Origin of the sequence: Rhodococcus sp. NPDC019647, from assembly GCF_044389235.1 — a bacterium.
Taxonomy (GTDB): Bacteria; Actinomycetota; Actinomycetes; order Mycobacteriales; family Mycobacteriaceae; genus Rhodococcus_F; species Rhodococcus_F oxybenzonivorans.
In genome coordinates this window covers 370,709-395,294 of the sequence record NZ_JBIRXS010000003.1, presented here as the reverse complement: position 1 = coordinate 395,294, position 24,586 = coordinate 370,709, and the positions used below count along the sequence as shown (strand labels likewise).

The 24,586-nt window shown below is 65.4% G+C and carries 26 protein-coding genes, 1 tRNA gene and 1 other RNA gene; 18 read left to right on the top strand and 10 right to left on the bottom strand.

Features of this window, described 5'->3' with window-relative positions; translation table 11 throughout:
* Positions 1-39: 39 nt before the first annotated feature.
* Positions 40-537: a CBS domain-containing protein gene (locus tag ACH49N_RS09495; RefSeq protein ID WP_236603359.1), complete on the bottom strand. Its 498-nt coding sequence runs from the start codon at positions 535-537 to the stop codon at positions 40-42.
* 190 nt (positions 538-727) lie between these two features.
* Here ACH49N_RS09495 and ACH49N_RS09490 point away from each other — a divergent pair, with 190 nt between their 5' ends.
* From ACH49N_RS09490 to ACH49N_RS09470, 5 genes are all read left to right on the top strand, one after another.
* Entirely contained in the window at positions 728-1,771 is a 1,044-nt protein-coding gene (locus ACH49N_RS09490; RefSeq protein ID WP_397504495.1) for a histidine kinase, read from the top strand.
* Positions 1,768-2,424, top strand: a complete 657-nt coding sequence (locus ACH49N_RS09485; RefSeq protein WP_358271575.1) for a response regulator transcription factor — start codon at positions 1,768-1,770, stop codon at positions 2,422-2,424. The genes ACH49N_RS09490 and ACH49N_RS09485 overlap by 4 nt, the downstream gene beginning before the upstream one ends.
* Before the next feature lie 173 nt (positions 2,425-2,597).
* Positions 2,598-2,804, top strand: a complete 207-nt coding sequence (locus ACH49N_RS09480) for a hypothetical protein (RefSeq protein WP_358271577.1) — start codon at positions 2,598-2,600, stop codon at positions 2,802-2,804.
* Between the two features lie 187 nt (positions 2,805-2,991).
* Positions 2,992-3,264 (top strand): hypothetical protein, encoded by a 273-nt coding sequence (locus tag ACH49N_RS09475; RefSeq protein ID WP_358271578.1) that lies wholly within the window; start codon positions 2,992-2,994, stop codon positions 3,262-3,264.
* 85 nt (positions 3,265-3,349) lie between these two features.
* Positions 3,350-4,186 carry a DUF1206 domain-containing protein gene (locus ACH49N_RS09470; protein WP_358271579.1) on the top strand — a complete coding sequence of 279 codons (837 nt, stop codon included), beginning with the start codon at positions 3,350-3,352 and terminating at the stop codon, positions 4,184-4,186.
* A gap of 27 nt (positions 4,187-4,213) precedes the next feature.
* Here the strand turns inward: ACH49N_RS09470 and ACH49N_RS09465 are convergent, their stop codons facing one another.
* Both ACH49N_RS09465 and ffs read right to left on the bottom strand, forming a co-directional pair.
* A complete protein-coding gene (locus tag ACH49N_RS09465) occupies positions 4,214-5,512 on the bottom strand; it encodes an aminotransferase class I/II-fold pyridoxal phosphate-dependent enzyme (protein ID WP_358271580.1) in 1,299 nt (432 codons plus the stop codon).
* Positions 5,513-5,555: 43 nt separating this feature from the next.
* Positions 5,556-5,650: signal recognition particle sRNA small type (gene ffs, locus ACH49N_RS09460), an RNA gene on the bottom strand.
* Positions 5,651-5,766: 116 nt separating this feature from the next.
* Here ffs and ACH49N_RS09455 point away from each other — a divergent pair.
* The 4 genes from ACH49N_RS09455 to ACH49N_RS09440 all read left to right on the top strand — a co-directional run bounded on the left by ACH49N_RS09455 (position 5,767) and on the right by ACH49N_RS09440 (position 8,309).
* Positions 5,767-6,261, top strand: a complete 495-nt coding sequence (locus tag ACH49N_RS09455) for a hypothetical protein (protein ID WP_358271581.1) — start codon at positions 5,767-5,769, stop codon at positions 6,259-6,261.
* A 60-nt stretch (positions 6,262-6,321) separates the two neighbouring features.
* Positions 6,322-6,409: transfer RNA gene (locus ACH49N_RS09450), tRNA-Ser, on the top strand.
* A gap of 145 nt (positions 6,410-6,554) precedes the next feature.
* Entirely contained in the window at positions 6,555-7,511 is a 957-nt protein-coding gene (locus ACH49N_RS09445; RefSeq protein WP_358271582.1) for an alpha/beta hydrolase family protein, read from the top strand.
* Between the two features lie 147 nt (positions 7,512-7,658).
* Positions 7,659-8,309, top strand: coding sequence for a YoaK family protein (locus ACH49N_RS09440; RefSeq protein ID WP_358272046.1), 651 nt, complete (start codon positions 7,659-7,661; stop codon positions 8,307-8,309).
* Here the strand turns inward: ACH49N_RS09440 and ACH49N_RS09435 are convergent.
* Positions 8,284-8,799, bottom strand: a complete 516-nt coding sequence (locus ACH49N_RS09435) for a hypothetical protein (protein WP_159918899.1) — start codon at positions 8,797-8,799, stop codon at positions 8,284-8,286. The genes ACH49N_RS09440 and ACH49N_RS09435 overlap by 26 nt on opposite strands.
* 157 nt (positions 8,800-8,956) lie before the next feature.
* Here ACH49N_RS09435 and ACH49N_RS09430 point away from each other — a divergent pair, with 157 nt between their 5' ends.
* The 3 genes from ACH49N_RS09430 to ACH49N_RS09420 are packed head-to-tail and all read left to right on the top strand — an operon-like array spanning position 8,957 to position 11,901.
* Complete coding sequence (locus tag ACH49N_RS09430) at positions 8,957-9,766, top strand: helix-turn-helix domain-containing protein (protein WP_358271583.1); 810 nt, start codon at positions 8,957-8,959, stop codon at positions 9,764-9,766.
* Complete coding sequence (locus ACH49N_RS09425; RefSeq protein WP_159918897.1) at positions 9,763-10,323, top strand: TIGR03086 family metal-binding protein; 561 nt, start codon at positions 9,763-9,765, stop codon at positions 10,321-10,323. The genes ACH49N_RS09430 and ACH49N_RS09425 overlap by 4 nt, the downstream gene beginning before the upstream one ends.
* Positions 10,324-10,362: 39 nt before the next feature.
* On the top strand, positions 10,363-11,901 hold the full coding sequence (locus tag ACH49N_RS09420) for a metallophosphatase (RefSeq protein WP_358271584.1): 1,539 nt from the start codon (positions 10,363-10,365) through the stop codon (positions 11,899-11,901).
* Positions 11,902-11,967: 66 nt separating this feature from the next.
* On the opposite strand, the gene ACH49N_RS09415 is transcribed toward ACH49N_RS09420, so the two are convergent.
* A complete protein-coding gene (locus ACH49N_RS09415) occupies positions 11,968-12,441 on the bottom strand; it encodes a helix-turn-helix domain-containing protein (protein WP_250765380.1) in 474 nt (157 codons plus the stop codon).
* Positions 12,442-12,450: 9 nt separating this feature from the next.
* Entirely contained in the window at positions 12,451-13,317 is an 867-nt protein-coding gene (locus tag ACH49N_RS09410) for an alpha/beta hydrolase (RefSeq protein WP_358271586.1), read from the bottom strand.
* A gap of 242 nt (positions 13,318-13,559) precedes the next feature.
* Between ACH49N_RS09410 and ACH49N_RS09405 the strand changes: the two genes are divergently transcribed.
* Both ACH49N_RS09405 and gluQRS read left to right on the top strand, forming a co-directional pair.
* Entirely contained in the window at positions 13,560-14,174 is a 615-nt protein-coding gene (locus ACH49N_RS09405) for a TetR family transcriptional regulator (protein ID WP_358271588.1), read from the top strand.
* 16 nt (positions 14,175-14,190) lie between these two features.
* Positions 14,191-15,165 carry a tRNA glutamyl-Q(34) synthetase GluQRS gene (gene gluQRS, locus ACH49N_RS09400; protein WP_397504491.1) on the top strand — a complete coding sequence of 325 codons (975 nt, stop codon included), beginning with the start codon at positions 14,191-14,193 and terminating at the stop codon, positions 15,163-15,165.
* Here gluQRS and ACH49N_RS09395 read toward each other — a convergent pair.
* Positions 15,131-15,730, bottom strand: coding sequence for a DUF4190 domain-containing protein (locus ACH49N_RS09395; RefSeq protein ID WP_358272049.1), 600 nt, complete (start codon positions 15,728-15,730; stop codon positions 15,131-15,133). The two genes, gluQRS and ACH49N_RS09395, sit on opposite strands and share 35 nt — an antisense overlap.
* 207 nt (positions 15,731-15,937) lie before the next feature.
* Between ACH49N_RS09395 and ACH49N_RS09390 the strand changes: the two genes are divergently transcribed.
* From ACH49N_RS09390 to ACH49N_RS09380, 3 genes are all read left to right on the top strand, one after another.
* Positions 15,938-16,957 carry a hypothetical protein gene (locus ACH49N_RS09390; RefSeq protein ID WP_358271590.1) on the top strand — a complete coding sequence of 340 codons (1,020 nt, stop codon included), beginning with the start codon at positions 15,938-15,940 and terminating at the stop codon, positions 16,955-16,957.
* A gap of 154 nt (positions 16,958-17,111) precedes the next feature.
* Positions 17,112-17,720, top strand: a complete 609-nt coding sequence (locus tag ACH49N_RS09385) for an RDD family protein (protein WP_358271591.1) — start codon at positions 17,112-17,114, stop codon at positions 17,718-17,720.
* 121 nt (positions 17,721-17,841) lie between these two features.
* The gene (locus ACH49N_RS09380; RefSeq protein WP_159918892.1) at positions 17,842-18,576 is read left to right on the top strand and encodes a queuosine precursor transporter; all 735 of its coding nucleotides are present in this window, start codon (positions 17,842-17,844) and stop codon (positions 18,574-18,576) included.
* Here ACH49N_RS09380 and tgt read toward each other — a convergent pair.
* Positions 18,558-19,808 (bottom strand): tRNA guanosine(34) transglycosylase Tgt, encoded by a 1,251-nt coding sequence (gene tgt, locus ACH49N_RS09375; RefSeq protein ID WP_358271593.1) that lies wholly within the window; start codon positions 19,806-19,808, stop codon positions 18,558-18,560. The two genes, ACH49N_RS09380 and tgt, sit on opposite strands and share 19 nt — an antisense overlap.
* Positions 19,809-19,967: 159 nt before the next feature.
* On the opposite strand from tgt, the gene ACH49N_RS09370 reads away from it, so the two are divergent.
* A complete protein-coding gene (locus ACH49N_RS09370; protein ID WP_358271595.1) occupies positions 19,968-20,834 on the top strand; it encodes a cyclopropane mycolic acid synthase family methyltransferase in 867 nt (288 codons plus the stop codon).
* 9 nt (positions 20,835-20,843) lie between these two features.
* Here the strand turns inward: ACH49N_RS09370 and ACH49N_RS09365 are convergent, their stop codons facing one another.
* The gene (locus ACH49N_RS09365) at positions 20,844-22,799 is read right to left on the bottom strand and encodes an ABC transporter ATP-binding protein (protein ID WP_358271596.1); all 1,956 of its coding nucleotides are present in this window, start codon (positions 22,797-22,799) and stop codon (positions 20,844-20,846) included.
* Positions 22,796-24,529: an ABC transporter ATP-binding protein gene (locus tag ACH49N_RS09360; RefSeq protein ID WP_358271598.1), complete on the bottom strand. Its 1,734-nt coding sequence runs from the start codon at positions 24,527-24,529 to the stop codon at positions 22,796-22,798. The genes ACH49N_RS09365 and ACH49N_RS09360 overlap by 4 nt, the downstream gene beginning before the upstream one ends.
* Positions 24,530-24,586: the final 57 nt, after the last annotated feature.

Genomic DNA, 24,586 nt, shown 5'->3' with positions numbered 1-24,586 from the left:
CTCAAACCTGCCGTCGCGACCGGGTCTGCTGGGTCGGGATCAGTCACCGGGCCCGGCGACCGCCAGGCTGGTCAAAAGCCGCTCCAGCGTTACCGCGCCGACCAGCTTGCCGGTCTGGTCCACCACGGCAATCAGGGGGCTGTGCTTCTTCGCCATGACGGTGGCGATCTCGAGCAGCGTCGCCTCCGGAGGCACACTGGTCGGCTTGGCAATGGGATTGGGCAGGCAGTCACCGACGGTCAGCCGGCCGGCCTCCCGCCAGAACAGGTCGGCGTGCATTTCATCGATCGTGCGGACCAGGGCGGGGTCGTCCTGATACGACTCGGGAATGGCGAGCCGCAGCACCTGTGTACCGGGTAGAACGGCGATCGGACGGTCCGCGTCGTCGACAACGATCAGCCCCGGCAGCCGGTTGACGACCATCAGTCGGACCGCATTCGACACCGGATCATTCGTCCGAACGGTGGGTGGGCTCACCGCGATCTCGTGTGCTTGCATGGCTTCGTTCCGTTGCGTGCAGGCTGGAGTGGTCGTCATCATCATCGTCCTCGTTCTCGAATCAGTTCGCTGACCTGTCGTTCCACCGCGGCGAGTCGATGCGCGATCGTCGTCCGATTGATGTGCATAACGCCTCCCTGCTGGAGATGTCTCGAGTGTTCACGGACCACCGATCCCGCCGCAATCGGCCGCAACACCCATTTCTGTGGGTGAACGACATGTATGGACAATGCCGTCGCTGTGCGGTCACTCTGGTGGGGTGAACCGTCGCGTATCGGTCGTGAGCAGGTTTCGGGGGCGGACACGGACACCCGCCGGGGCGCTGTTCCGGCGACTCTTCGTGATCAACGGACTGGTCTTCACCCTCGGAACCCTCGCGCTCGCGCTGTCACCGGCGACGGTGTCGGCCCGCATCAGGTTGACCGAGATACCGGTGCTCGTGGTGGGGCTGGCTGTGATCCTCGCTGCCAACGCGTTTCTGTTGCGCTCGAGCCTCGCCCCGTTGGACAACCTCGCCCGCTCGATGAGCCGGGTGGATCCGCCACACCGTAGCGACCGCCTCGACGATCGCGGGAACGGCGATCTGCACCATCTCATCGCCTCGTTCAACGCCATGCTGGACCGGCTCGAAACCGAACGGAGCTCGGCGACCGGGTCGGCACTCGCAGCGCAGGAAGGTGAGCGACAGCGGATTGCGCGGGAGCTGCACGATGAGATCGGCCAAAGCCTCACCGTGGCTCTACTCGCCCTCAAACGCGCGGTCGACAAGGCGCCGATCGAGCTGCGCGGCGACCTGCACCACGCCCAGGAGGCGGTGCGCGCCAGCCTGGACGAGGTCCGGGGCATCGCCAGCCGGTTGCGCCCCGACGTGCTCGAGGACCTCGGACTGCACAGCGCACTTAACGCCCTGTGCAGTGAGTTCACGCAGGCGACGCGGATAGATGTCGTCAAACACATCTACCCCAGGCTCGCCCGCCTGGATCCGAACATCGAGCTGGTCTGCTACCGCGTCGCGCAGGAGGCCTTGACCAATATCGCCCGCCACGCCGGGGCCCAGGAAGTACGCCTGGACCTGCACGTCGCCGACGATCACCTGATGTTGTGCATCGAGGACGACGGCAAGGGCGGCGCCGTCGCCGACGGGGCAGGGATCAAGGGGATGCGCGAACGTGCCCTGCTGGTCGGCGGCACGCTCGGCATCGACTCGCCGTCCGGTGAGGGGACGAAGGTTCGGTTGGTCGTCCCCTTGCGCGTGGAATCGAGCGTGCGATGAATGGTCGAGGTGCTCGCATACTGCTCGCCGACGATCATGCGATGGTGCGGAGCGGTCTGCGGATGATCCTCGACGCCGAGCCGGACCTCCAGGTGGTGGTCGAGGCCGCGAATGGATATGAGGCAATCGGTGCGCTCGACGACACCCTGGTCGACCTTGCGATTCTGGACATCGCGATGCCGCGGATGACGGGGCTGCAAGCAGCGCGAGAGATCAACCGGTCCCACCCACAGGTTCGGATCCTCATTTTGTCGATGTACGACAACGAGCAGTACTTCTTCGAAGCACTCAAGGCCGGCGCGTCCGGTTACGTGCTCAAATCTGTGGCCGACCGCGACCTCCTCGAGGCCTGCAGGGCAACCCTGCGAGGGGAGCCATTCCTCTACCCCGGTGCGGCGACCGCCCTCATCCGCGACTACCTCCACCGGGACCGGACCGGAGAATCACTGCCGGCCACCATTCTGACGCGCCGTGAGGAGGAAATTCTGAAACTGATCGCGGAGGGCGACACCACCCGGGAGATCGCGAACACCTTGAGCATCAGTGCCAAGACAGTCGACCGGCACCGCGCGAACATTCTGCAGAAGCTCGGACTGCGGGACCGACTCGCGTTGACACGTTACGCGATCCGCGCCGGGCTGATCGAGCCGTGACTGCGCCGGAAAGGTGGCCGACGCGCAACCTCGAGTGCGGCCGGGTGGAACGACTCGCCGTGCCCAAAACCGTGCGCTCGTGTGCGGGAGCAGATTAACTGGCGTACGGGTCGCGCAACGCAAGGGTGCGCGGCCTCAACCATGGAACCAAAACGAGTAGTGGAGGTCAGCACATGGCAGGTATCGCGTCGAAGTTCGACAAGGCCTACGAAGCCCTTCCGGTCGAGGAACTCGCACAGGCCCCGGTCGCTGCGCTCGAGGGGGTGAGCGAGTCCGACGCCGAACATCTCGCGTCGGCGTTCAACATCAAGACCGTCGCCGACCTGGGCACCAACAAGTACTTTCTCTGGGCGCAGGCAGTCGCGAAACTCGCCGAGTAAACGCTCGCCGGGCGCGGTCGCTGTATGGCCTGACCCGGTATGACTTTATGGGGGGTACCCCCGCAGACCCTCGAGACTGCGGGGGTATTTCCGTGAACCGGACCGTCTCGCATCTCGACAGACAGCGTCGCTCATGCGGAAATGTGCATATGATCCGAGGTATCCGCCGAGCGAGAGGGTGAGGACAATGCCCGAAAACACGAGCGAGAAGAAACCGGCGCCCGCAAACATCGCTGTGGGTGTGCGGGTGCTGGTACGCCGGCAGTCCGAGGAGGCACAGACCGGTCATGTCATCGAGGACTACGCCGCATTGACCGACGTCGAACGTGGGCACGAATGGGCGCCTGTGCATCGATGGGCCATCGCCCTCGACGACGGACGCCTGGTTTTCGCCGACACCGACGACCTCACCATCGATCCCGGCGCACCCCAATCCGGGACGCAACCTCCGCGCCGCTGACCACACCGCGTGTCGGCGCGGCCGTTGCCGGGTACCTCTAGGTTCCAGGGACTGCGGTCCATTCGCGCGACCCGAAGGACACCCGATGGCCCAGAACGAAGCCAACCGAGCCAGCGGATTCAGTGGAGCAGTCGATCGGGCGACAGACAGCACCACCTTCGAGCGGGTTGCGCGTGCCGGACACGTGATGAGCGGATTCGTCCATCTCCTCGTTGCGTACATCATCATTCAGCTGGCGTTCGGAAACGGTGGCGACGCCGACCAGTCCGGGGCGCTGGGCACGCTCGCTTCCAAACCGGGTGGCCGATTCGTCCTGTGGGTAGCCGCGGTGGCGTTCGTCGCAATGGCTCTGTGGCGGCTGGCCGAGACCGTGCTCGGACCGCATGTCACCGAGGGATCCCAGGGTGATCCGGAAGGTCCGTCGCTGCTGGACCGCGCGAAGGCGTTCGGCCTGGCCCTGGTCTACTTCGCTTTCGCCTTCTCTGCGGTCCAGTTCGCCCGCGGCGCCGGGAAGTCGAGCGGTCAGCAGAATGCGGGACTCAGCGCTCGGCTCATGGAGTCAGGGGCAGGCAAGGCCCTTCTCATCGTGGTCGCTCTCGTGGCCATCGCGATCGGCGGGTATCACATCTACAAGGGAGCGTCGAAGAATTTCTGCGACGATCTGAAAGGTCAGCCCTCGAAGCTCGTGGAGCCGCTCGGCGTCATCGGATACGTCGCGAAGGGGCTGGTGATCGCCGGTGCGGGAGTTCTCGTGATCGTGGCCGTGCTGAGGTCCGACCCTTCCAAGGCCACCGGCCTCGACGGCGCAGTCAAAACCCTCGGTTCGGCGCCGTACGGTCAGGTGCTTCTCGTCCTCGCCGCACTGGGCATCGCCGCCTACGGTGTGTACAGCTTCGTGATGGCGCGCAACGCCCGGATGTAGCCGGGCGCACCCCTAGTACTGCAACGACTAGGAGTGCGATCCGTCCAGGCGCGCCTCGGTGGCCGCGAGGAGAACGCAGGTCGCGACGCCGTTCATCGCCTTGCCCAACTCCTCGGTGGACGGGAAGCTCGGCGCGAGCCGAATGTTCTTGTCCTCCGGGTCGATGCCGTACGGAAACGCGGATCCGGCAGCGGTGAGCGCGATACCCGCTTCCTTCGCCAGGGCGATCACCCGCTTGGCCGTGCCTTCGACGACGTCGAGGCTCACGAAGTAGCCACCCTTCGGCTCCGTCCACGACGCCACCTTCGACGCCCCCAGACGGTCCTCGAGGATCTTCAGCACCAACGCGAACTTCGGTGCCAGGAGCTCACGGTGCTTCTCCATGTGCGCCCGGACACCGTCCGCGTTGCCGAAGAATCGCAGGTGACGAAGCTGGTTGAGCTTGTCGGGACCGATACTCTTCTTGCCGAAGTACTTCTGATACCACGCCAGGTTCTCGGTAGAGGCACCGAAGAAGCTGACACCGGCGCCCGCAAACGTGATCTTCGAGGTCGACGCGAACACCAGCGGACGGTTCGGGTGGCCGGCCTCGGCGGCCATGCCCAGGATGTCCAGCGACGGCGCCGTCTCCCCGAACAACGGATGCACCGCATAGGCGTTGTCCCAGAACAACCGGAAATCCGGGGCTGCGGTGGGCATCGTGGCCAACGTCCGCGCCACTTCCTCCGAGTACACGACACCGGTGGGGTTGGAATAGTTGGGGACCGCCCACAAGCCCTTGATCTGCGGGTCTCCTGCCACAAGCCTGGCAACGAGGTCTGCATCGGGGCCGTCCGGTCGCATCGGCACCGGAATCATTTCGATGCCGTAGGACTCGGTGATCGCGAAGTGGCGATCGTATCCGGGCGCCGGGCAGAGGAACCTGACCTTGGGCTCCTGCGACCACGGTCGCGGGGAATCGGGATTTCCGTGCAGCAGCGAGAACACCACCGCGTCGTGCATGATCTCGAGGCTCGCGTTGTTTCCGGCGAGGAGATTTTCGACGGGAATGCCGAGCAACTCGCCGAAGATGGCCCGCAGTTCGGGCAGCCCGGCGAGGCCTCCGTAGTTGCGGCAGTCGGTGCCGTTGCCGTCCCGGAAGTCGCCGTCACCCGGCAGCGTCAGAAGCTCCGCCGACAGGTCCAGCTGTTCGGGAGAGGGTTTGCCACGGGTGAGATCGAGCGTGAGCTTCTCGGTCTTCAGCTGCGCATAATTCGCAGTTTGACGCTCGTGCTCGGAAAGTAGTTCCTCATGGCTCATCAACCCGATCTGGGTCTGGTTGGGCATCAGGAGCGGCCTTTCACCGACGTGATGAGTCGGGTATGCGAAAGATAGGGGACCCCGCGCACCCGGCAGAGCCCGTTGACCCTTGCTGCCTTCCGGCCCTGGGGGAGTTCACAGGATGCGCGCCGCGCGGGATCCACCACAGAGTGTAGACGGCCCCGAATCGCCGCAGGGATCCACCCCGGAACCGGGGCCCGGTGCTACGGTCGCCACCGCATTCGGCCACCTCGGGCCGAAAGACCGATGGGATTTGAGGGATGTATCGGAGTAGGGCCGCGCGGGCGGTGGCACTCGGCAGCGTCGTGGCGGCGCTGTCGGCGTGCGGAGGGGGCGGCGACGAGCCGACCTCGGACGACGCAGTGCGCTGGGATGCGGTGGACCCGTGCACGTTGGCCGACGAGGCAACGCTGGACCCGTTGCTGACGGCCGACGTCGGCAACGGCACGCCGGTCGAGGCCGACGAGCGTCGCAGCTGCACGTGGGGCCGGCCCGAGACGCTGAACACCGTGACCGTCACCACCACAGATTCCGCCGCCCCCGACAAGCCCCTGCGCACCATCGAGGTGCTCGGAAAAGAAGGTCGCGCCCTCGCCGAGAGCAAGTACCAGTGCATCCTCGAGTTCACCACCGACTCGGGCACCCTCCTGATCGACACGACTTTCGGCCTGGACGCCGTCGCAGACCCGGACACCTCGTGCAACCGGTCGGTGCCGCTGGCCGAACACTCGCTGACCCTGCTGCATTGGGCGTAGAACCGCGCTTTCACCTGGTCGTTTAACACCGAGGCGGGGTCGTTGGGTATGCTCCTCCACGGAGGATTCGCCTAGTGGCCTATGGCGCTCGCCTGGAACGCGGGTTGGGTTAACGCCCTCAGGGGTTCAAATCCCCTATCCTCCGCCACAGGAACCCCTGTGAACTGCCGAAAAGCGGTTCACAGGGGTTCTTTTCGCTTCACATCCAGGCCTTCTTGAATACGCAGAGTAGTTATCTTCCTGTTATCGTTCGTGGCGCAGTGTGTGTCGGTACGAGATAAAGGGACAATTCCATGGCGATTCGTCGCACCCGCGCGTTGATCGTGGGCCTCGTCGCAGTGTTGGCGTCGGGCCTCGCATCCGCTTTGACCGGAGCCGGCATCGCCCATGCCGACTCGGCCCTGATCTCGGTGTATTCACCCTCTATGGACAAGCACATTCCCGTGAAGGTGCTGAAGGCCGCGGGCGGTGGTCCTGCCCCTACCCTGTACCTGCTCGACGGGTTGCGGGCGCCGGACAACAACAACGGCTGGCTGATCGAGACCGACGTGGAGAGCTTCTTCGCCGGCAAGCACGTCAACGTGGTCATTCCGTTCGGCGGCGGCGGCACCTTCTACTCGGATTGGCAGCGCGACGATCCCAAGCTCGGCCGCGTCAAGTGGGAGACTTTCCTCACCAACGAGCTGCCCCCGGTGATGGCGTCGCAGTTCGGCAGCGACGGGGTGAACAACGCCGTGGCCGGTCTGTCGATGAGCGGCACCTCCGCGCTGAACCTCGCCATCCATCGTCCCGACTTCTACAAAGCGGTCGCCTCCTACAGCGGATACCCGACGGCCAGCTCCCCCGGCTTCGCCCAGGGTATTCAGGTTTCCGTCGCCCAGATGGGCGGCAACGCATCGAACATGTGGGGCTTCTGGCCGTCACCGGCGTGGATTCGCAACGACCCGCTGCTCAACGTCGGCGCCCTGCGCGGCAAGTCCGTCTACATCTCCTCCGGTGCAGGCGCCGCGAGCGATCCCACCGTCGACCCGGACAGCGATCACTTCGACCCGGTGAAGTTCTCGCAGACCGTTCCCCTCGAGACCGCCGCCGGCCTGAGCAGCAGGACCTTCGTCCCCGCCGCGCAACGCGCCGGCGCCAAAGTGCAGACGCGCATTACCGATGAAGGCCTCCACACCTGGAACTACTGGCAGGACCGGCTGCACGAGTCCTGGGCCGGCACGATCGCGCCCGCCCTCGCCACCTCCTGAGCCGAGCGTTCCCTCGCCTGACCTTCCACCACAGTGGCCCCCGATCTCGGATCGGGGGCCACTGTCATTTCAGGCCACGGTGTTTCTCAGCCACAGTGTTTCTGCACGGTGTTGGATAGTGCTGTGCCGATCGACGACAGCAGGCGGATGCTCACCCTCGCCGTCGTTCTGTCCGTCCTGGCCGGATACGTCGACGCTCTCGGGTTCATCACCCTCGGTGGGTTCTTCGTCGCGTTTATGAGCGGCAATCTCACCCGCTTCAGCGTCGGATTCGCCGAAGGAACCTGGGCGCATGCGCTGACGGCCGCAGCCGTCATCGGCGTGTTCGTCCTGGGGACCGTGCTGGGTGCAACAATCGTCCACCTCGCCGACCGGCGGAACCTGCCGGTGAAGAGCACCGTGCTCGCGGCGGTGTCGGGCCTGCTCCTCGCAGGGTCTGTCGCCGCGAGCCTCGATGCGAGCACGGTGGCGGTCGGCGCCATGCTGCTCGCGATGGGGGCCGAGAACTCCTTCTTCCAGCGCGACGGCGAGGTGACCGTCGGACTCACGTACATGACCGGTGCCCTCGTGAAGATGGGCCACCGACTCGCGGCCGTCATGTTCGGCGGCTCCCGCTGGGCGTGGCTACGTCACTTCGCGCTGTGGATCGGGCTGGTGGTGGGCGCGGTGACGGGCACCCTCGCCCACCGCTGGGTCGGATTGGACGCCCTGTGGTTCGCGGCGGTGCCGGCCACTGCGCTGACCGTCCTCGTCCACCGGACGGTGGACCGCGCTACTCGCCGCCGGCGGTCGTCGTGACGGGGTTACCCGAGGAGTCGAGGGTCCACCAGACACTGCCCACGGCTTGTCCGAACGCGTCCCCGGGCTCGTTGTCGTCCTTGTAGCGGTACACCGGCCGCCCGTTGACGGTCAGCTGGTGGGTACCGTCCGCCGCCGGGATGGTGTCGACGACGACCTCCTGCAAACCCTGGACGACAGGATTCTCGGTGACGCTGGTGACCGGCGGCCACGATTCGAGGCAGGGGCCACGGCACGAACTCGCACCGGACCCGACCTCGTCGTTGTCGTACACGTACACCGTCATCCCGCCGGTATCGACGACCACTTCACCGATGGTCGTCGGGCCCATCTTCAGAACGGGTTCACCGGGGGACGCAGGTGGCGACGTCGGAGTCGGCGACACGGGTGCGTTTCCGCCCGTATCGCCGGAGTCGGTGCTGTCGTACGCGCAACTCGAGAAAGCCAGGCTGACGGCGGCGATTGCGGCCAGCGCCCATGTTCGTCTCATGGAGTCCTCGTTCTCTGTGACGGCGGTATGGCGGGCCTCCGGGGAACCTCGACGGACCCGTGCCTACAGTTCACCTCGAGTTGTCCGCCGGTGCGGGCAGTTTCGCGTGATGCCGCGACAGCGGCAGATGTCGGTGCGCGTGACTACGCTCCCTGTCATGGGCTGGTACACGCCGACCTCACCGTCGTCCGATCTCACCGACACCCTGGTGTGCGGTTGGTCGGCGCGCACCGAGGGCGAGCACCTGCTGGTGCCGGACGGTTGCATGGACATTCTGTGGATTCGCGGGATCGGCATCCGGCTCTGCGGTCCCGAAACATCGGCCTGGTCGTTCACCCTGCCGCCGGGCACCGAATCGGTGGGCGTGCGTTTCCGGCCGGGCGCTGCTTCGCCACTGTTTCGAACCCCGGCGTCCGAGGTACGCAACATCCGCGTCGGGCTGGGCGACGTCCTCGGCCCGAGCTGGGAACGAACACTCACCGACCGGCTGGACAACGCGGCGGGAAGCGACGAGCGAATCACGTTGTTCGAGAACGCCGTGCGATCCTTGCGCGGCAGCCGACGCGAAGCGGATCCGCTGATCGGCCACGTGCGCCGGGCGCTGGCTCGTCACTCCTGGAACGTGGGCGCGCTCGCCGACGCCACGTCAGTCACCGAACGGCAACTACAGCGGCGGTGCAACGACGCGTTCGGATACGGCCCGGCGACCCTGCGCGGAATCCTGCGGCTTCAGCGGTTCATGGCGCTGGCCCAGTCCGGAAAGCGAAGGAGCCTGGCCGAACTCGCCGCCACCTCGGGTTACAGCGATCAGGCGCATCTGTCCCGCGAGTGCCGCCGGATCTCCTCACTGACCCCCTCCGACCTGCTTGCGAGCGAGGCACCCGGCTGGCACGGCAGCGCCTCCGTCGTCGATGTCGGAAATGTTCAAGCCCTCGACCGCTTCGGAGGGGAAGAATCGGCAGCATGACTTCGACAACGGACACCCCCGCCGCCCATTACCGAGATCTGGCCGAGAAGTTCACCGCTCGCGTCGAATCCGTGCCCGCCGACCGCTGGAACAATGTGTCGCCGTGCGAGGGCTGGACCGCCCGCGACCTCCTGCGCCACGTAATCGACACCCAGCGGTACATCGTCACCGTGGTCGACCTCGAGCTGCCCGCCGGCCCTTCCGTCGACGAGGATCCGGCCGCCGCGTGGGCGGCCACCCGCGACGGCATGCAGGAAATCCTCGACGACCCCGAGCGCGGAAGCCGCGAATACGAAGGACACTTCGGCCGCACCACCCTCGCCGACACGGTCGGCAGCTTCTACTGCTTCGACCTGGTGGTCCACGGATGGGACCTCGCGCGGGCCACCGGCCTCGACGAGACGATCCCCGCCGATGACCTCGCGTGGGTACGCACCGTCGCCGAGCAACTCGGCGACAACATTCGCATGGCAGGCGTGTGCGGGCCGGCCGTCGAAGTGCCTGCGGACGCGGACGAGCAGACCCGACTTCTGGGCTTCCTCGGTCGCAAGGCCTGACGATCGGCGCCGTCCCGGCCACACTTGTAACCTCAGGTCATGGGTGTGCCGGGCAGGTTAGCCACGTTGATGGCCGTGTCGCTGGTTGCCGGTGTGCTCAGCGGCGACGGGGTTGCCGGCGCAGAACCGGAACCGCGCGGCGCCCAGGGCCTGGCGTCGCGCGGGCTGCTGAGTTCGACTCCACTGCACTCCGCGGTCATGTTCGCCGGCATCACCGACGATCTCACGCCGTCCGGTCGTGTGCCCGGCGACGAATCGGACCGCACATCGGCCACCACCCACCGCTTCGACGAGTACCCGTACATGCGATACGAGGTCACGTTCGCGCCGGGCACTCTTGCCAACGAGGTGGTCTGGGAAGGCCGTTCGATCAACCTCGACGACGTGGCACTGCATGTCTGGGATGAGCAGGCGGACAGCTGGGGTGAGCCGGTGGCCACCGCGCGACCCGACGTTCCGGGCGGTCCGGTAAGGCTGAGCACCCGCATCGAGGGTGCCGATTCGGCACAGATCCTCGTCATCGACAGTCCTCGCCGCGACCATTCCTTCCGCGATGCCAACTCCGAGGCCGACCAGCAATTCGCAGATCCGGCGTCCTACGACTTCGCAATTCAGCACATCACCGACACCCAGTACGTGTCCCGGGACAATCCCGCGGTGTTCGACAGCATGACCCGCTGGACGGTCGACAATGCCGCGGACCGGAAAATCGCGTACTCGATGCACACCGGTGACCTGGTCCAGAGCTGGATTCGGCCGGGGGCGCCTGACACTCGCGCCCGCCCCGAATTCGAAGTGGCGGACAAGGCGATGTCGACTTTGGAAGACGCCGGCATCCCGCACGGCGTCCTGCCCGGCAATCACGACAATCTGTGGAATGTCGGCGGCCGCCTGATCCCGGGCGAGCATGAGAAGAACCACGCCCTCTACAACGAGTTCTTCGGCCCGTGGCGATACCGGGACAGGCCGTATTGGGGCGGGTCGGTGACGGACACCGACAACTCGGCTCATTACGACCTGCTCGACCTCGCAGGTGCGAAGTTCTTGATGCTGTACATCGGCTACAACCCGCCCGAGCGGGTACTGCAGTGGGCGGAGGACGTTCTCGCCGCGCATCCGGATCGCAATGTGATGATCGGCAGCCACTACTACCTCGACGAAGACGGCTCCCTGCGGATGAGCGGCTTCGGCGACATCGGCGGAAGCGCCGGACAGCAGATCTGGAACCGGCTCGTCGTGCCGTTCGACACGGTGTTCCTCGTCCTCGCCGGGCATGTCGACGGGCAGACGACGGTCACCGACAGAAAGGTCGGGGACACCGACCGCACCGTGGTGGAATTGCTCGCCGACTACCAGAACTTCCGGGTCGACAACCGCCGGGAGACCGGCTTCCAGCGGCTGCTCCAATTCGACTTCGACGGCGGCACCCTCGCGGTGACCACGCACTCCCCCGCGTTGAACAGTTTCCGCGTGGAAGATTTCGACCCGCAAAGACGCTACGAGCCCGGTGACGGTGATTTCGTCACCGATGTGGAGTTGCGGGCCGACATGCCCCGCGCCGTCATTCCGGCCACCTGACGTGCACGTCTGGCTCGAGGCGCACATCGATTATCCGGGTCCCTCTCCTACCCCCTTGCGCGCGAGCTAACCGGCAGAGAGGGGGTCTGTTCGTAGTCCGGGCCCCGGCGGCAGTTCCAGCTCGGTGCCGGAAACAGTCTCGCCGCACTGCTCGCACACCAGCTCGGCGTGCAGCTGACCACCGCACTCACGGTGCCGGGTCAGCCGCGGTAGGCCGTCCGGCCCCGACCGGTGCCGGTCGCCCCAATGCATGAGTCCGACCACCGGCGTGCAGAGTTCGAGGCCGACCGCGGTGAGCCGGTACTCGAAGCGAGGCGGACGCTGCTGATACTCGACGCGCTCCAGCACACCCGCCTCCACCAACCGCTTGAGCCGGTCGGTGAGCACGTTGCGGGCGACGCCCAGGCTGTGCTGGAACTCGTCGAAGCGGCGCAGGCCGAGCATCGCGTCGCGCACTATCAGCAGTGTCCATCGCTCGCCGAGAACTTCGAGCGTGCGAGCGATGGAGCACACCTGGCCGTCGTACGTGCGGTTGAGCATCCGCCGATTCTACGCCGACAAGGTTGCGTGACGATACTCGCCCGTCATGAGGTCGGCGACCAGCGCGGGCTCGTCGACCTGGACGTAATGCCCGGAGTTTTCGATCAGATGCAGGTTGTTGTCGGGGAACTGCCCGGCGAATCGCTTCGCCAACCGCGGATTGAGGAACGGGTCGCTGACGCCGAAAATGATCCGCACAGGACGGTGGAAATGCTGCAGCTGGCGGGCCTTGAACCGCCGGGAAACCACCTGGCCGAGCATGCCGGAGGTGTGCCGCCAGAACGCCGGACGTGACGCGCGAAACTGCTCGAACAGCTGCGGGACGAGTTCGGCGCGTGCGTCGCCGTCGCGGATGAATGAGCCCACCTGGTAGTGGAAGAGGCGCCGCTCGAGGTCGGGTCGCATCGCCGACAGCCGACGGGCGATCGCGTTGAGCCCGGGCGTCGAGTACAGCACGATGGCATGTGGCCGACGAAGGCCGATCGTCCACTCGTAGTAGGTGTTGAGCAGGACGAGCTCCTCGACCCGCTCAGGGTTCCGCAGCGCCCAGTCGATGGCCGGCGGACCGGACGCGTCGTGCGCGACCAGCACGACTCGCTCGTCCGGCAAGCTGTTGACCACCGCGTCGATGTCGCCGACCTGGTTGGTCGCGGTGTACGGGTAGCCGGACGGTTTGTCCGATTCGCCCCACCCGAGGAAGTCGAATCGCACCACGCGCCGGCGACCGGCAAGGTGCGGCATGAGGCGGTCGTAGAGGTGCATGCTGTCGGGAAAGCCGTGCATGAGCACCAGTGGTGCTCCCGGTCCGTCCGTGATTTCCGCGTGTATCCGGTGCTGTCCTCGCCGGACCAAAAGCGGTGTTGTCGTCGTATCCATCAGGGTCTGCTCCACCTCAATGTGAGTTGTTTCACGCAACTCGCCGACCGTAGCATGAGTCTCATGAAGAAACTAACCATTGTCATCGTTGCCGGCGAACCGGAAAATGTGCTGCCGCGTGACCGTGCGGCCCACGTTTCCGGCCTATGAGTAGCGCTGAACCCACTGGTCACACGCGACACTTTGCGACACAGGGGCACCTGACACGTGTATTGATTCAATACGCAAGTAATGTTCTATCCATGCGCGAACGCCGATACTCCTCGACCAGTCCAGAGCACCTCGCGGCAGCCCTGTTCGATGTCGCGGCCCAGGCAGGCCTCGAGGGTGCCAGCGTTCGGGAGGTGGCCAAGCGGGCGGGCGTGTCCATCGGCGCCGTGCAGCATCACTTCTCCACCAAGGACGAGATGTTCGCCTTCGCCCTGAGGACTCTCGTCGACAAATTGCTCACCCGTCTGGCGGACGTGGATCAGGGCGGCGACCCCGCCCGCGGCCTGTTCTCGGCCTTGTCGCAGCTACTTCCGCTCGACGAGGCCAGGTCCCGCGAGGCCCACGTCATGGCCGGGTTCGCCGTCCGGGCGGCCACCTCGGCCTCGCTCGCCGAGATTCGCCGCACGACCCTGTTCACCATCCGTACCAAGCTGTCCGCGGTGTTGATCGGCATGGGCGTCCACGAGGCCGAAACACGCGCGGCGTTGCTGCTCGCCGCCGTCGACGGCCTCGCGCTCCACGCACTCGGCAGCCCCGCCCTGTACCCGCCGGAGTACCTCGAGCACGCCCTCGACAACCAGATTGCCATGGTTCTGCAAGGCGCCGAGGTCGTCCCGACGACGTCGTCGATCGAACTGGCCAGCTGACCCCACCGCCTCGCCGATGTCCCAGTCGCCGCACCCGATAACGCCGCCCTCCCAGGCGGAGCCGAACAACGCCGCCGTCGGTGCGGGCCGATTCGCGCCCAGCCCATCGGGAGACCTGCACCTCGGGAACCTCCGCACTGCCCTGTTGGCGTGGCTGTTCGCGCGGTCGACCGGCCGTCGTTTCCTGATGCGCGTCGAAGACCTCGACCGCGTCCGCCCGGGCGCCCGCGAGCAGCAACTGGCAGATCTCCGCGAACTCGGCCTCGACTGGGACGAGGACCTCGTCGTGCAGTCGGACCGGCTCGAGCACTACCGGGACGCGGTCACCCGACTCGAGTCGGCCGGCCTCACCTACGAGTGCTTCTGCACGAGAAGGGAAATACTGAAGGCCCCGTCCGCACCCCACGCACCGCACGGTGCGTATCCCGGCATCTGCCGAAACCTGACGCGAGAAGAACGCGACGCGCGGCGGGCCGGTGGCCGTCCCCCCGCCCTGCGCCTGCGCACCGAGGTCGGGTCGTTCACGATCGACGATCTGCTGCACGGCAGCTATTCCGGGATGGTCGACGACCTCGTGCTGCGGCGCGGTGACGGCACACCCGCGTACAACCTCGCGGTGGTGGTCGACGACGCGGCCCAGGGCGTCGACCAGGTGGTGCGCGGCGACGATCTGCTGTCGTCGGCGCCCCGTCAGGCCTACCTGGCCGGACTGCTCGGACTGACGGCGCCCCAGTACGCCCACGTCCCCCTGGCCCTCGACCAGGAAGGCCGGAGACTGGCCAAGCGCTCCGGTGCCGTCACGCTCGGCGACCAAAAGGCTTTGGGGCGCACCCCCCGTCAGGTACTCGCCATGCTGGCCACCTCGTTGCGGCTCACCGCTCCCGACGAGGAAGTGGACCTGGCCGGGCTGCTCGACCGCTTCGAACCGGCTCGGCTGCCGCGCGAGCCGTGGGTGATCACACTCCCGACGCCGCCGCCGCAATCACCATGACGAGGAAGAACAGAATCCACCCGAGGATGTACGCCGCGCCGAGGGCGATACCGGCGATCGCGAGTCCCCGGCCCTGTTCCCCGGACCGCTTGATCTGACCGAGTGCGACGACCCCGAGAATGATGCCGACGATGGCGCCGAGACCGTAGACGCAGCCGCCAACGATCGAGACGACCAGCGCGGCGATCGCCAGCCCGTTGGTTCCAGGCTGCTGCGCATACGGCGCGCCATACGCATTCGGGGGCCCGTACCCCGGAGTCGGGGCACCGTACTGGTTCGGGGCGGCATACTGATTCTGCCCGCCGTACTGTGCCTGGCCGCCGTACTGGTTCGGTGCCGCGTATGGGTTGGGTGTCCCGTACGGCTGAGGCGAACCGCCGTACTGATCGGTGCCACCGTACTGGTTCGGCGTGGCAGGGGGATTGGGGCTTCCGTACTGCCCCTGGCTCTCCGCCGCCGGCGACGTTCCGTAGGCGCCCGGCTGCTGATAGTCGGGATACTTCTCGGTCGGCGCCGAATACGTGGGGTTGCCGGAGGCGTCGACCCCGTATCCGTCCCGCGGCAAACCCGGTACCTCGCCGTAGCCGGGCGGGTATTGGCCGCCGTCCGGATTCGAGTTGTCCGATCCCCCAGAATTAGTCACGTTTACCAGCGTAAGGCATGAAATCGCCTCGAGAAGAAGCGGTCCAAAGGTGGGCAAGTAAAGGTTCGTCCACGTAGTGTCTATTCGCACTGTCATACGCAAGCACTCAATTCTTGCTGAGGGGAACACATGACGACTGGTGGATACGACCCGAACGACAAACCAGAGGGCGGTGATCAGGGCGGATACCCTCCGCAGGGCAATCCCCCACCACCTCCCGGCGGATATCCGCCGCCCCCCGGGAATTACCCACCGCCGCAGCAGGGACCACCTCCCGGCGGATATCCGCCGCCCCCCGGCGGAAACTACCCGCCGCCTCCCGGAAATTACCCGCCTCCGCAGCAGGGCGGGAATTACCCACCGCCGCAGCAGGGGGGAAATTATCCACCCCAACAGGGCGGAAATTACCCCCCGCCGCAGGGTAATTACCCACCGCCTCCGCAGGGTCCGCCGCCGGGTGGATATCCGCCGCCTCCGCCCGTAACGGGTTACGGCGCCCCCGGCCAGACACCGGGACAGCTGTCGGTGGGCAACGCGATCAGCTACGGCTGGAACAAGTTCAAGGACAACGCGCTCATCTGGATCGGGATCATGCTGGTCGCGGCGGTCATCCAGGTCGTCTTGAACCTGATCTTCGGCGGGTTCAGCACGTCCTCCGACCTCTCCGACACCTTCACGGTGTGGCGAATCATCGGAACGCTCGTCACCACGGTGGTCGGTTACCTGATCAATGCCGCCCTCGTGCGGGGAGCGCTCCACGAGGTGGACGGCAACAAGCCTGCCTTCGGATCGTTTTTCCAGTTCACGAATATCGGTGCGATCATCATCGCGAGCCTCATCGTCGGTGTGCTGTCCACCATCGGTTTCATCCTGCTCGTCATTCCGGGTCTGATCGTCGTCTTCCTCACGTGGTGGACGCTGCAGTTCGTGATCGACCAGAATCAGGACGCCGTCACTGGTATCAAGTCCAGCTTCGGAATCATTTCCCAGAACGTGGGACCGCTTCTCCTGCTGGCTCTCGCCTTGGTCGGTATCAACATTCTCGGCGCGATTCCGTGCGGACTCGGACTGCTCGTCACGATTCCCCTCACGATCATCGCCTCGACGTACGCATACCGCGTGCTCACCGGTCGTTACGTCTCGGCCTGACGGCCTGAACTCACCGCGGGTGAGCGTGCTTCCCGTCCACACGACGGCAAGCGCGCTCACCCGTTTCACTATCCGTCACAGGAACCCCACTTCCCCATGCGTAATGTGCTCGGCGTCATCCGAGACACACAGACTCGAGATTCGAGGGGGAAATATGACTACTGGCGGATTCGATCCGAACCAGGGGCACCAACCGTTCGGTGCCCAGCCGCAGGGGGAGCACCGGTACGGGCAGCAATCCAGTGAGCAGCAGTTCGATTCGGGGCAGGCTTTTGGTACTGCACCGTTCGCCCAGCCCGATTTCGGGTTCGACACGTCCCGCCCGGGCGAGCTGCTTCCACGCCTGGGTGCGCGCGTAATCGACGGCCTGATCGTGGGCATTCCCACCGCCATCGTCACGACGATCATCTCGCTGGCACTCGGTTCGGTTCTCGGTAGCGTCGTCGGTGCCCTTCTCACCGCTGCCGCAGTGGTCGGGTACTTCGTGCTGCTGGAGACCACGCGCGGGCAGACCCCGGGAAAACAGCTCTTCGGCCTTCGGGTGGTAGGACCGAACGGTGGACTGCCCACACAGCAGCAGTCGCTGATCCGGAACAGCTTCTACGTCCTTTCGGCGCTCGGCGGTCTGCCGCTGATCGGGCTCGTGTTCGGACTCCTCGGCGCGGTCGCGGCCATCGTCATCGGTGTGACGATCAACAGCAGCCCCACGAAACAGGGCAAGCACGATGAGCTCGCCGGCGGTACTCGCGTCATTCAGGGCTGACCGCTGCCACTGGTGTCGCGCCTGCGGGTGAACGTACCTTTCGTCGCTTCAGATCGGACAAAAGGTACGTTCACCCGATCCTGATTCGCGCCACTCCACCCGCAAGTGCTTGGATTGCGGCGTGACAGCCTCAGATCAGCACGTAGAGCAAGCCGACCATGCGACGTTCGCGCACGTCAGTCGCGGGTACTACCCCACCTTCGTCGCATTGTTCACCGCGACGCTGCTGATCTCGAATATCTGCGCGACCAAGGGGGTCGCATTCTTCAGTGATTCGTCGCTGACCCTCGGGCCGCTGCAGATCCTGCCCGTCATCACCGACGGCGGCTTCTTCCTCTTCCCGCTCGCCTACATCGTCGGCGACGTCCTCAGCGAGGTATACGGGTTCAAGTCGACGCGTCGGGCCATCTATCTGGGATTCGGCGCCCTGATTCTCGCCGCGTTCTGCTTCTGGCTCCTCATCGAGCTCCCCGCCGCCGATTTCTACGAAAACCAGGACGCCCTCAGCGCCGTCGTCGGTGTCTATCCCCGACTGTTGCTCGCCGGACTGGCCGGTTACCTGGTGGGCCAGATGCTGAACTCGGCGACGCTGGTCCTCATCAAGGAGCGCACCAAGGAAAAGCACCTGTGGGCGCGGCTGATCGGCTCCACCGTCGTCGGGGAATTCGCCGACACGCTGATCTTCTGCTCCATCGCAGCCGGCGCCATCGGCATCACGACGTGGACCGACTTCGTCAACTACGTGATCGTCGGTTTCCTGTGGAAGACCTTGGTGGAGGTGCTGGTCATGCCCATCACCTATCGGGTCATCGCCTACGTGAAGAAGCGTGAACCGACCTACGTCCTCGCGGCGTAGAAGCGGCCCAGGGTGTCGGCCTTGAACTCGTCGAAGTAGCCGCCCTCGATGCTTCCCCGGATCTGGTCGACCAGCCGCACGGTGAACCGTTCGTTGTGGATGGTGCAGAGGGTCGACGCCAGCATCTCCTTGGCCTTGAACAGGTGATGGAGGTACGCCCGCGTGTAGTTGGCGCAGGTGTAGCAGTCGCAGTTCTCGTCGATCGGCGTGAAGTCGCGACGGTTCTTGCTGGTGTTGATATTGAAGCGGCCGTCCGGGTGATAGATCGCCGCATTGCGTGCCACGCGTGACGGGTTGACGCAGTCGAAGGTGTCGGCGCCGTTCTCGATGGCCACGAAGAAGTCGTCGGGTTCGCTGATGCCGAGCATGTGCCGGGGTTTGTGCTCGGGCAGTTCCTCGTTGCACCAGCGGACGATGGTGCCGAGGTTCTGCTTCTCCAAAGCGCCGCCGATGCCGTACCCGTCGAATCCGCGTCCGCTTTCCCCGCGAATCGACTCGAGTCCGCGGCAGGCCAGCCTGCGTAGATCCTCGTACTGAGCGCCCTGAACCACACCGAAGAGGGCCTGATAGGGACGGTGCGCCCGCTCGGCCGTGAGCTTCTCGTGTTCGGCGATGCACCGCACCGCCCACGCCTGGGTGCGCTCCACGGACCTCTCCTGGTATCCGCGGGTGTTCAGCAGGGTGGTGAGCTCGTCGAACGCGAACATGATGTCGGCGCCGAGCTGATGCTGGATCTGCATCGACACCTCGGGCGTGAACCGATGCCGCGACCCGTCCAGGTGCGATTTGAAGGTGACGCCGTCGTCGTCGACGGTGGCCAGACGTTCCTTGCCCTTCGCGATCACGTCGTCGGAGCGCACGCCGACGGCCTCCATGGCGAGGACTTTCTTGAAACCCACCCCCAGCGACATCACCTGGAAGCCACCGCTGTCGGTGAAGGTGGGGCCGTCCCAGTTCATGAACTTGCCCAGCCCCCCGGCCTCGTCGACGATGTCCGGTCCCGGCTGCAGGTACAGGTGATAGGCATTGGCGAGCACGGACTGCGCGCCGAGGTCCTTCATGCTTTCGGGCAGCACCGCCTTCACCGTGGCCTTGGTGCCGACGGCCACGAACGAGGGTGTCGCGATGTCCCCGTGCGGCGTGTGAATGGTCCCGGTCCGGCCCAGCCGGCCCTCGAGTCGCGTGCCGACGGTAAAGAACGGATCGGGCGGGGTGGGGACTACAGCATTCACTGGTGTATCCAATCACGGCCGGCCGTGCGTACTTCCTCACCTCCGGTATGCGCGGGTGAGTCAGCCGGGAAAGTTTGGGTATCCCCTCGGCAGAGTCGGCGCGAGGAGTCCTCCGGATCGCCCGGGAGGCGGCCGGCCCGAGGAGACAAGGGGTCAGGTATGTCGCACACAGCGTTGAAACCCTTCTATCGGCAGGTGCAGTCGCACTACGACCTTTCGGACGACTTTTTCGCACTGTTCCTCGACCCGACCATGACGTACAGCTGCGCGTACTTCGAACGCGAGGACATGACTCTGCAGGAGGCTCAGCGCGCGAAGATCGATCTGTCACTGGGCAAGTGCGATCTGCACCCCGGAATGACCCTTCTCGACATCGGGTGCGGCTGGGGCGCGGCGATGTTGCGGGCGATGGAGAAGTACGACGTCAACGTCGAAGGCCTCACGCTCAGCCGTAACCAGTACGACCACGTGAGCAGGCTGCTGGCGGACCATCCCGGTCCCCGGACGGGCCGAGTCCATCTCCGGGGATGGGAGGAATACCACGAAAAGGTGGACCGCATCGTCAGCATCGGCGCCTTCGAACACTTCCGGCGTGAACGGTACGACACCTTCTTCTCCAACTGCCACGACATGCTGCCGGACGACGGCCGGATGCTCCTGCACACGATCATCGGCCATCCCCTGTCGGCCCTGAAGGAGATGGGTATCCCGGTGACCCGCGAGAACGCCCTCTTCCACATCTTCATCAAGCGGCAGATCTTCCCCGGTGGCCAACTGCCCCAACCACAGTGGATCGAAGAAGCCGTCGACAAGGCGAACTTCCGGATCGAGCGGATTCAATCCTTGCAGCAGCACTACGTGCGGACGCTCGAGCACTGGGCCGACGCTCTGACGGCACGTCGCGCCGAGGCGATCGAGCTGTCCTCATCGGAAATGTATGAACGGTTCATGAAGTATCTTTTCGGCTGCGCCGCCCATTTCCGATCCGGGCACATCGACGTCATGCAGTTCACCCTCGTCAAATAGGGAGACCGGTCAGACGTCGGCACCCACGAACTGGCTGTTGTACAGCCGGTAGTACGCGCCGCGGGCGATCAGCAGATCTTCGTGGCTGCCTTGCTCGACGATGCGTCCGTCCTCCATGACGACGATCAGATCGGCGTCGCGAATCGTCGACAGCCGGTGTGCGATCACGAAGCTGGTGCGGTCGCTGCGCAGGACCGCCGTGGCGTGCTGCACCAGCAGTTCGGTACGGGTGTCCACCGAACTCGTCGCCTCGTCGAGGATCAGGATCGACGGCTGCGAGATGAAGGCGCGCGCAATCGTGATCAGCTGCTTCTCACCCGCGCTGATGTTGCTGCCTTCCTCGTCGATGACGGTGTCGTAGCCGTCGGGCAGCGAGTGGACGAACCGGTCGACGTAGGTGATCCGTGCCGCCGCGAGGATCTCCTCCTCCGTGGCGTCGGGTCGGCCGTAGGCGATGTTGTCGCGGATGGTGCCCCCGAACAACCAGGCGTCCTGCAACACCATGCCGATCCGGGACCGCAGGTCGTCCCGAGACATCTCGGCGATGTCGACACCGTCGAGGAGGATCCTGCCGCCGTCGAGGTCGTAGAACCGCAGAATAAGGTTGACCAGCGTGGTCTTTCCCGCGCCGGTCGGCCCCACGATCGCGACCATCTGTCCCGGCTCGGCCACCAGTGACAGGTTTTCGATCAGCGGCTTCTCCGGTGAGTAACTGAAGGAGACGTTCGAGAACTCGACGTGTCCCTTCGCCAGCTCGGGGGTCCGGGCGTCGAGCAGATCCGGCTCTTCCTCGTCCTCGTCGAGGATCGCGAACACCCGCTCGGCGGAGGCCACACCCGACTGCATGAGGTTGACCATGGCGCCGATCTGGGTGAGCGGCTGCGTGAACTGGCGGGAGTACTGGATGAACGCCTGCACGTCACCCAGACTCATCGTGCCGGACGCCACCCGCATGCCGCCGAGGACGGCGATCGCCACGAAGTTGAGGTTTCCGAGGAACATGATCGCGGGCATGATGAGGCCCGAGATGAACTGCGCCCGGTAACTCGCTTGGTACAGGTTTTCGTTCTGTTCCTCGAACCGGGCCTCCACCTCTCGGCTGCGGCCGAACACGGTGACCAGTTCATGGCCGGTGAAGGCCTCTTCCACCTCTGCGTTGAGCGCCCCGGTCGATTTCCACTGCGCGACGAAATGCGTCTTGGACCGTTTCGCGATCTGCGCTGTTACCAGCACCGACAGCGGGACGGTGAGTACGGCGATGAGTGCGAGCAACGGCGAGATCACGATCATCATCACCAGGATGCCGATCACGGTCATGGCCGACACGATCAGCTGGCTCATCGTCTGCTGCAACGACTGCGACACGTTGTCGATGTCGTTGGTGACGCGACTGAGTAGGTCACCGCGGGAATGGGAATCGAAGTAGCGCAGCGGAAGCCGGTGGATCTTGCGTTCCACCTCGGCGCGCAGGTTCTTCACCACTCCCTGCACGACGATGTTGAGGAGGTACCCGGACAGCCACATGAATACGGACGACCCGACATACAACGCGAGGACGATCGCGAGAACACGACCGAGTGCACCGAAGTCGATACCGACTCCGGGTACCACGGCCATGCCGGACACCATGTCCGCGAACGTGCCCTGCCCGTCGGCCCGCAGTGCGGCGACGGCCTGGTCCTTCGACATTCCCGCCGGCAACTGCTTGCCGACGATGCCGTCGAAGATGATGTTGGTGCCCTGACCGAGCAGGCGCGGCGCGATGGAGGTGAGCACCACCGCCACCCCGGCGACCAGAATGACGGTGCTCACGGCGATGCGATGCGGCCGCATCCGCCCCAGCAACCTCTTGGTGGACGGCCACAGAGCGTGCGGCTTGGAGCCGGGCGCTCCCGGCGCGACCGGCCCCGGGATCCGGGGGCCCGCCGGCTTCTCGGCGGTGGCGGTGCTCGTGCGATCGCTCATAGGGCTTCCTGAATCGATCGTTGGGATTCGACGATTTCGACGTAACAGGGGCAGGTGTCGAGCAGGTGGTCGTGGGTACCGATTCCGACGATGGCGCCGTCCTCGAGCACCACGATCTGGTCGGCCTCCACGATGGTCGACACCCGTTGCGCCACAAGGATCACGCAGGCGTCCGCCGTTTCCGGTTCGAGTGCGGCGCGCAGGCGAGCGTCGGTGGTGAGGTCGAGAGCGGAGAACGAATCGTCGAAGAGATAGATCGACGGGCGGCGTACCAGAGCCCGCGCGATGGCCAGTCGCTGTCGCTGCCCACCCGACACGGTGGTGCCCCCCTGCGCGATGGGGGTGTCCAGGCCCTCCGGCATCGCCCGGACGAAGTCGGCGGCCTGCGCGATCTCCAGCGCGTGCCACAACTCCTCGTCGCTCGCGTCAGGTTTGCCGTACCGCAGATTGGTGGCGACGGTGCCCGAGAACAGATACGGCCGTTGCGGAACCAAACCGATCCCCGACCGCAGAACGTCGAGGTCGAGGCGCCGGACGTCGATATCGGAGACGGTGACGGTGCCGGCCGTGGCGTCGATGAGGCGGGGGATCAGCGAGAGCAGCGTGGTCTTACCGGATCCGGTGCCGCCGATGATCGCGGTGGTTTTGCCCGGTTCTGCCCGGAAGCTGATGTCGCGGAGCACCGGTTCGTCGGCGCCGGGGAACTTGAATTGCGCGTCGCGCAGCTCCACCACCCCCGGATGCTCGATCCGGGTGACAGGTTCGGCCGGCGGGACCACGGTCGACTCGGTGGCCAGAACCTCACCGATGCGTTCTGCACACACCGTCGCCCGCGGTGCCATCATCGCGATGAACGAGGCCATCATCACCGACATCAGGATCTGCATGATGTAGCTGAGCATCGCCGTCAGCGAACCGATCTGCATACTGCCGCTGTCGATTTCGTGCCCGCCGAACCAGATGACGGCCACGCTGGTGACATTGGCGATCACCATGACCAGGGGAAACATGATCGCGGTGAGGCGGCCGACGCGCAGGGCGGTCTGGGTGAGTTGTTCGTTGGCCGTCTCGAAACGTTCGATCTCGGAGCGTTCACGGACGAACGCCCGGACCACGCGGATGCCGGTGATCTGCTCGCGCAGGACGCGGTTGACTCCGTCGATCCGGGTCTGCATCTCACGGAAGGCGGGCACCATCCGCGAGATCACGAACCCCATGGACAATCCGAGGACGGGCACGGTGACGGCGAGGATCCAGGCGAGCCCGACATCCTCGCGTATCGACATCGCTATGCCGCCGATGCACATGATCGGCGCCATCACCAGAATGGTGCAGCTCATCACGACGAGCATTTGCACCTGCTGCACGTCGTTGGTGTTCCGGGTGATCAGCGACGGTGCACCGAAGCGGCCGAATTCGCGGGACGAGAAGCTACCGACCTGATGCATCACCGCCCGGCGCACGTCACGCCCGAAGCCCATGGCCGCGCGCGCACCGAAGTACACGGAACCGATGGAACACACGATCTGGACGACGGTGACGAGCAACATCACGCCACCCGTCCACAGGATGTAGCCGATGTCGCCCTTCGTGACCCCGTTGTCGATGAGGTCGGCGTTGAGGCTGGGGAGGTAGAGCGCGGCCGCCGTCGCGACCAGTTGGAACAGGACCACCAGCATCAGTTCCCGCTTGTACGGGCGAAGGTAGGTGGAGAGCAAGCGGTTCAGCATGGGCTGCGATCCTGACGCGTCATCATGATCTTCGAAGGTTACCGGGCCTACGGCCTC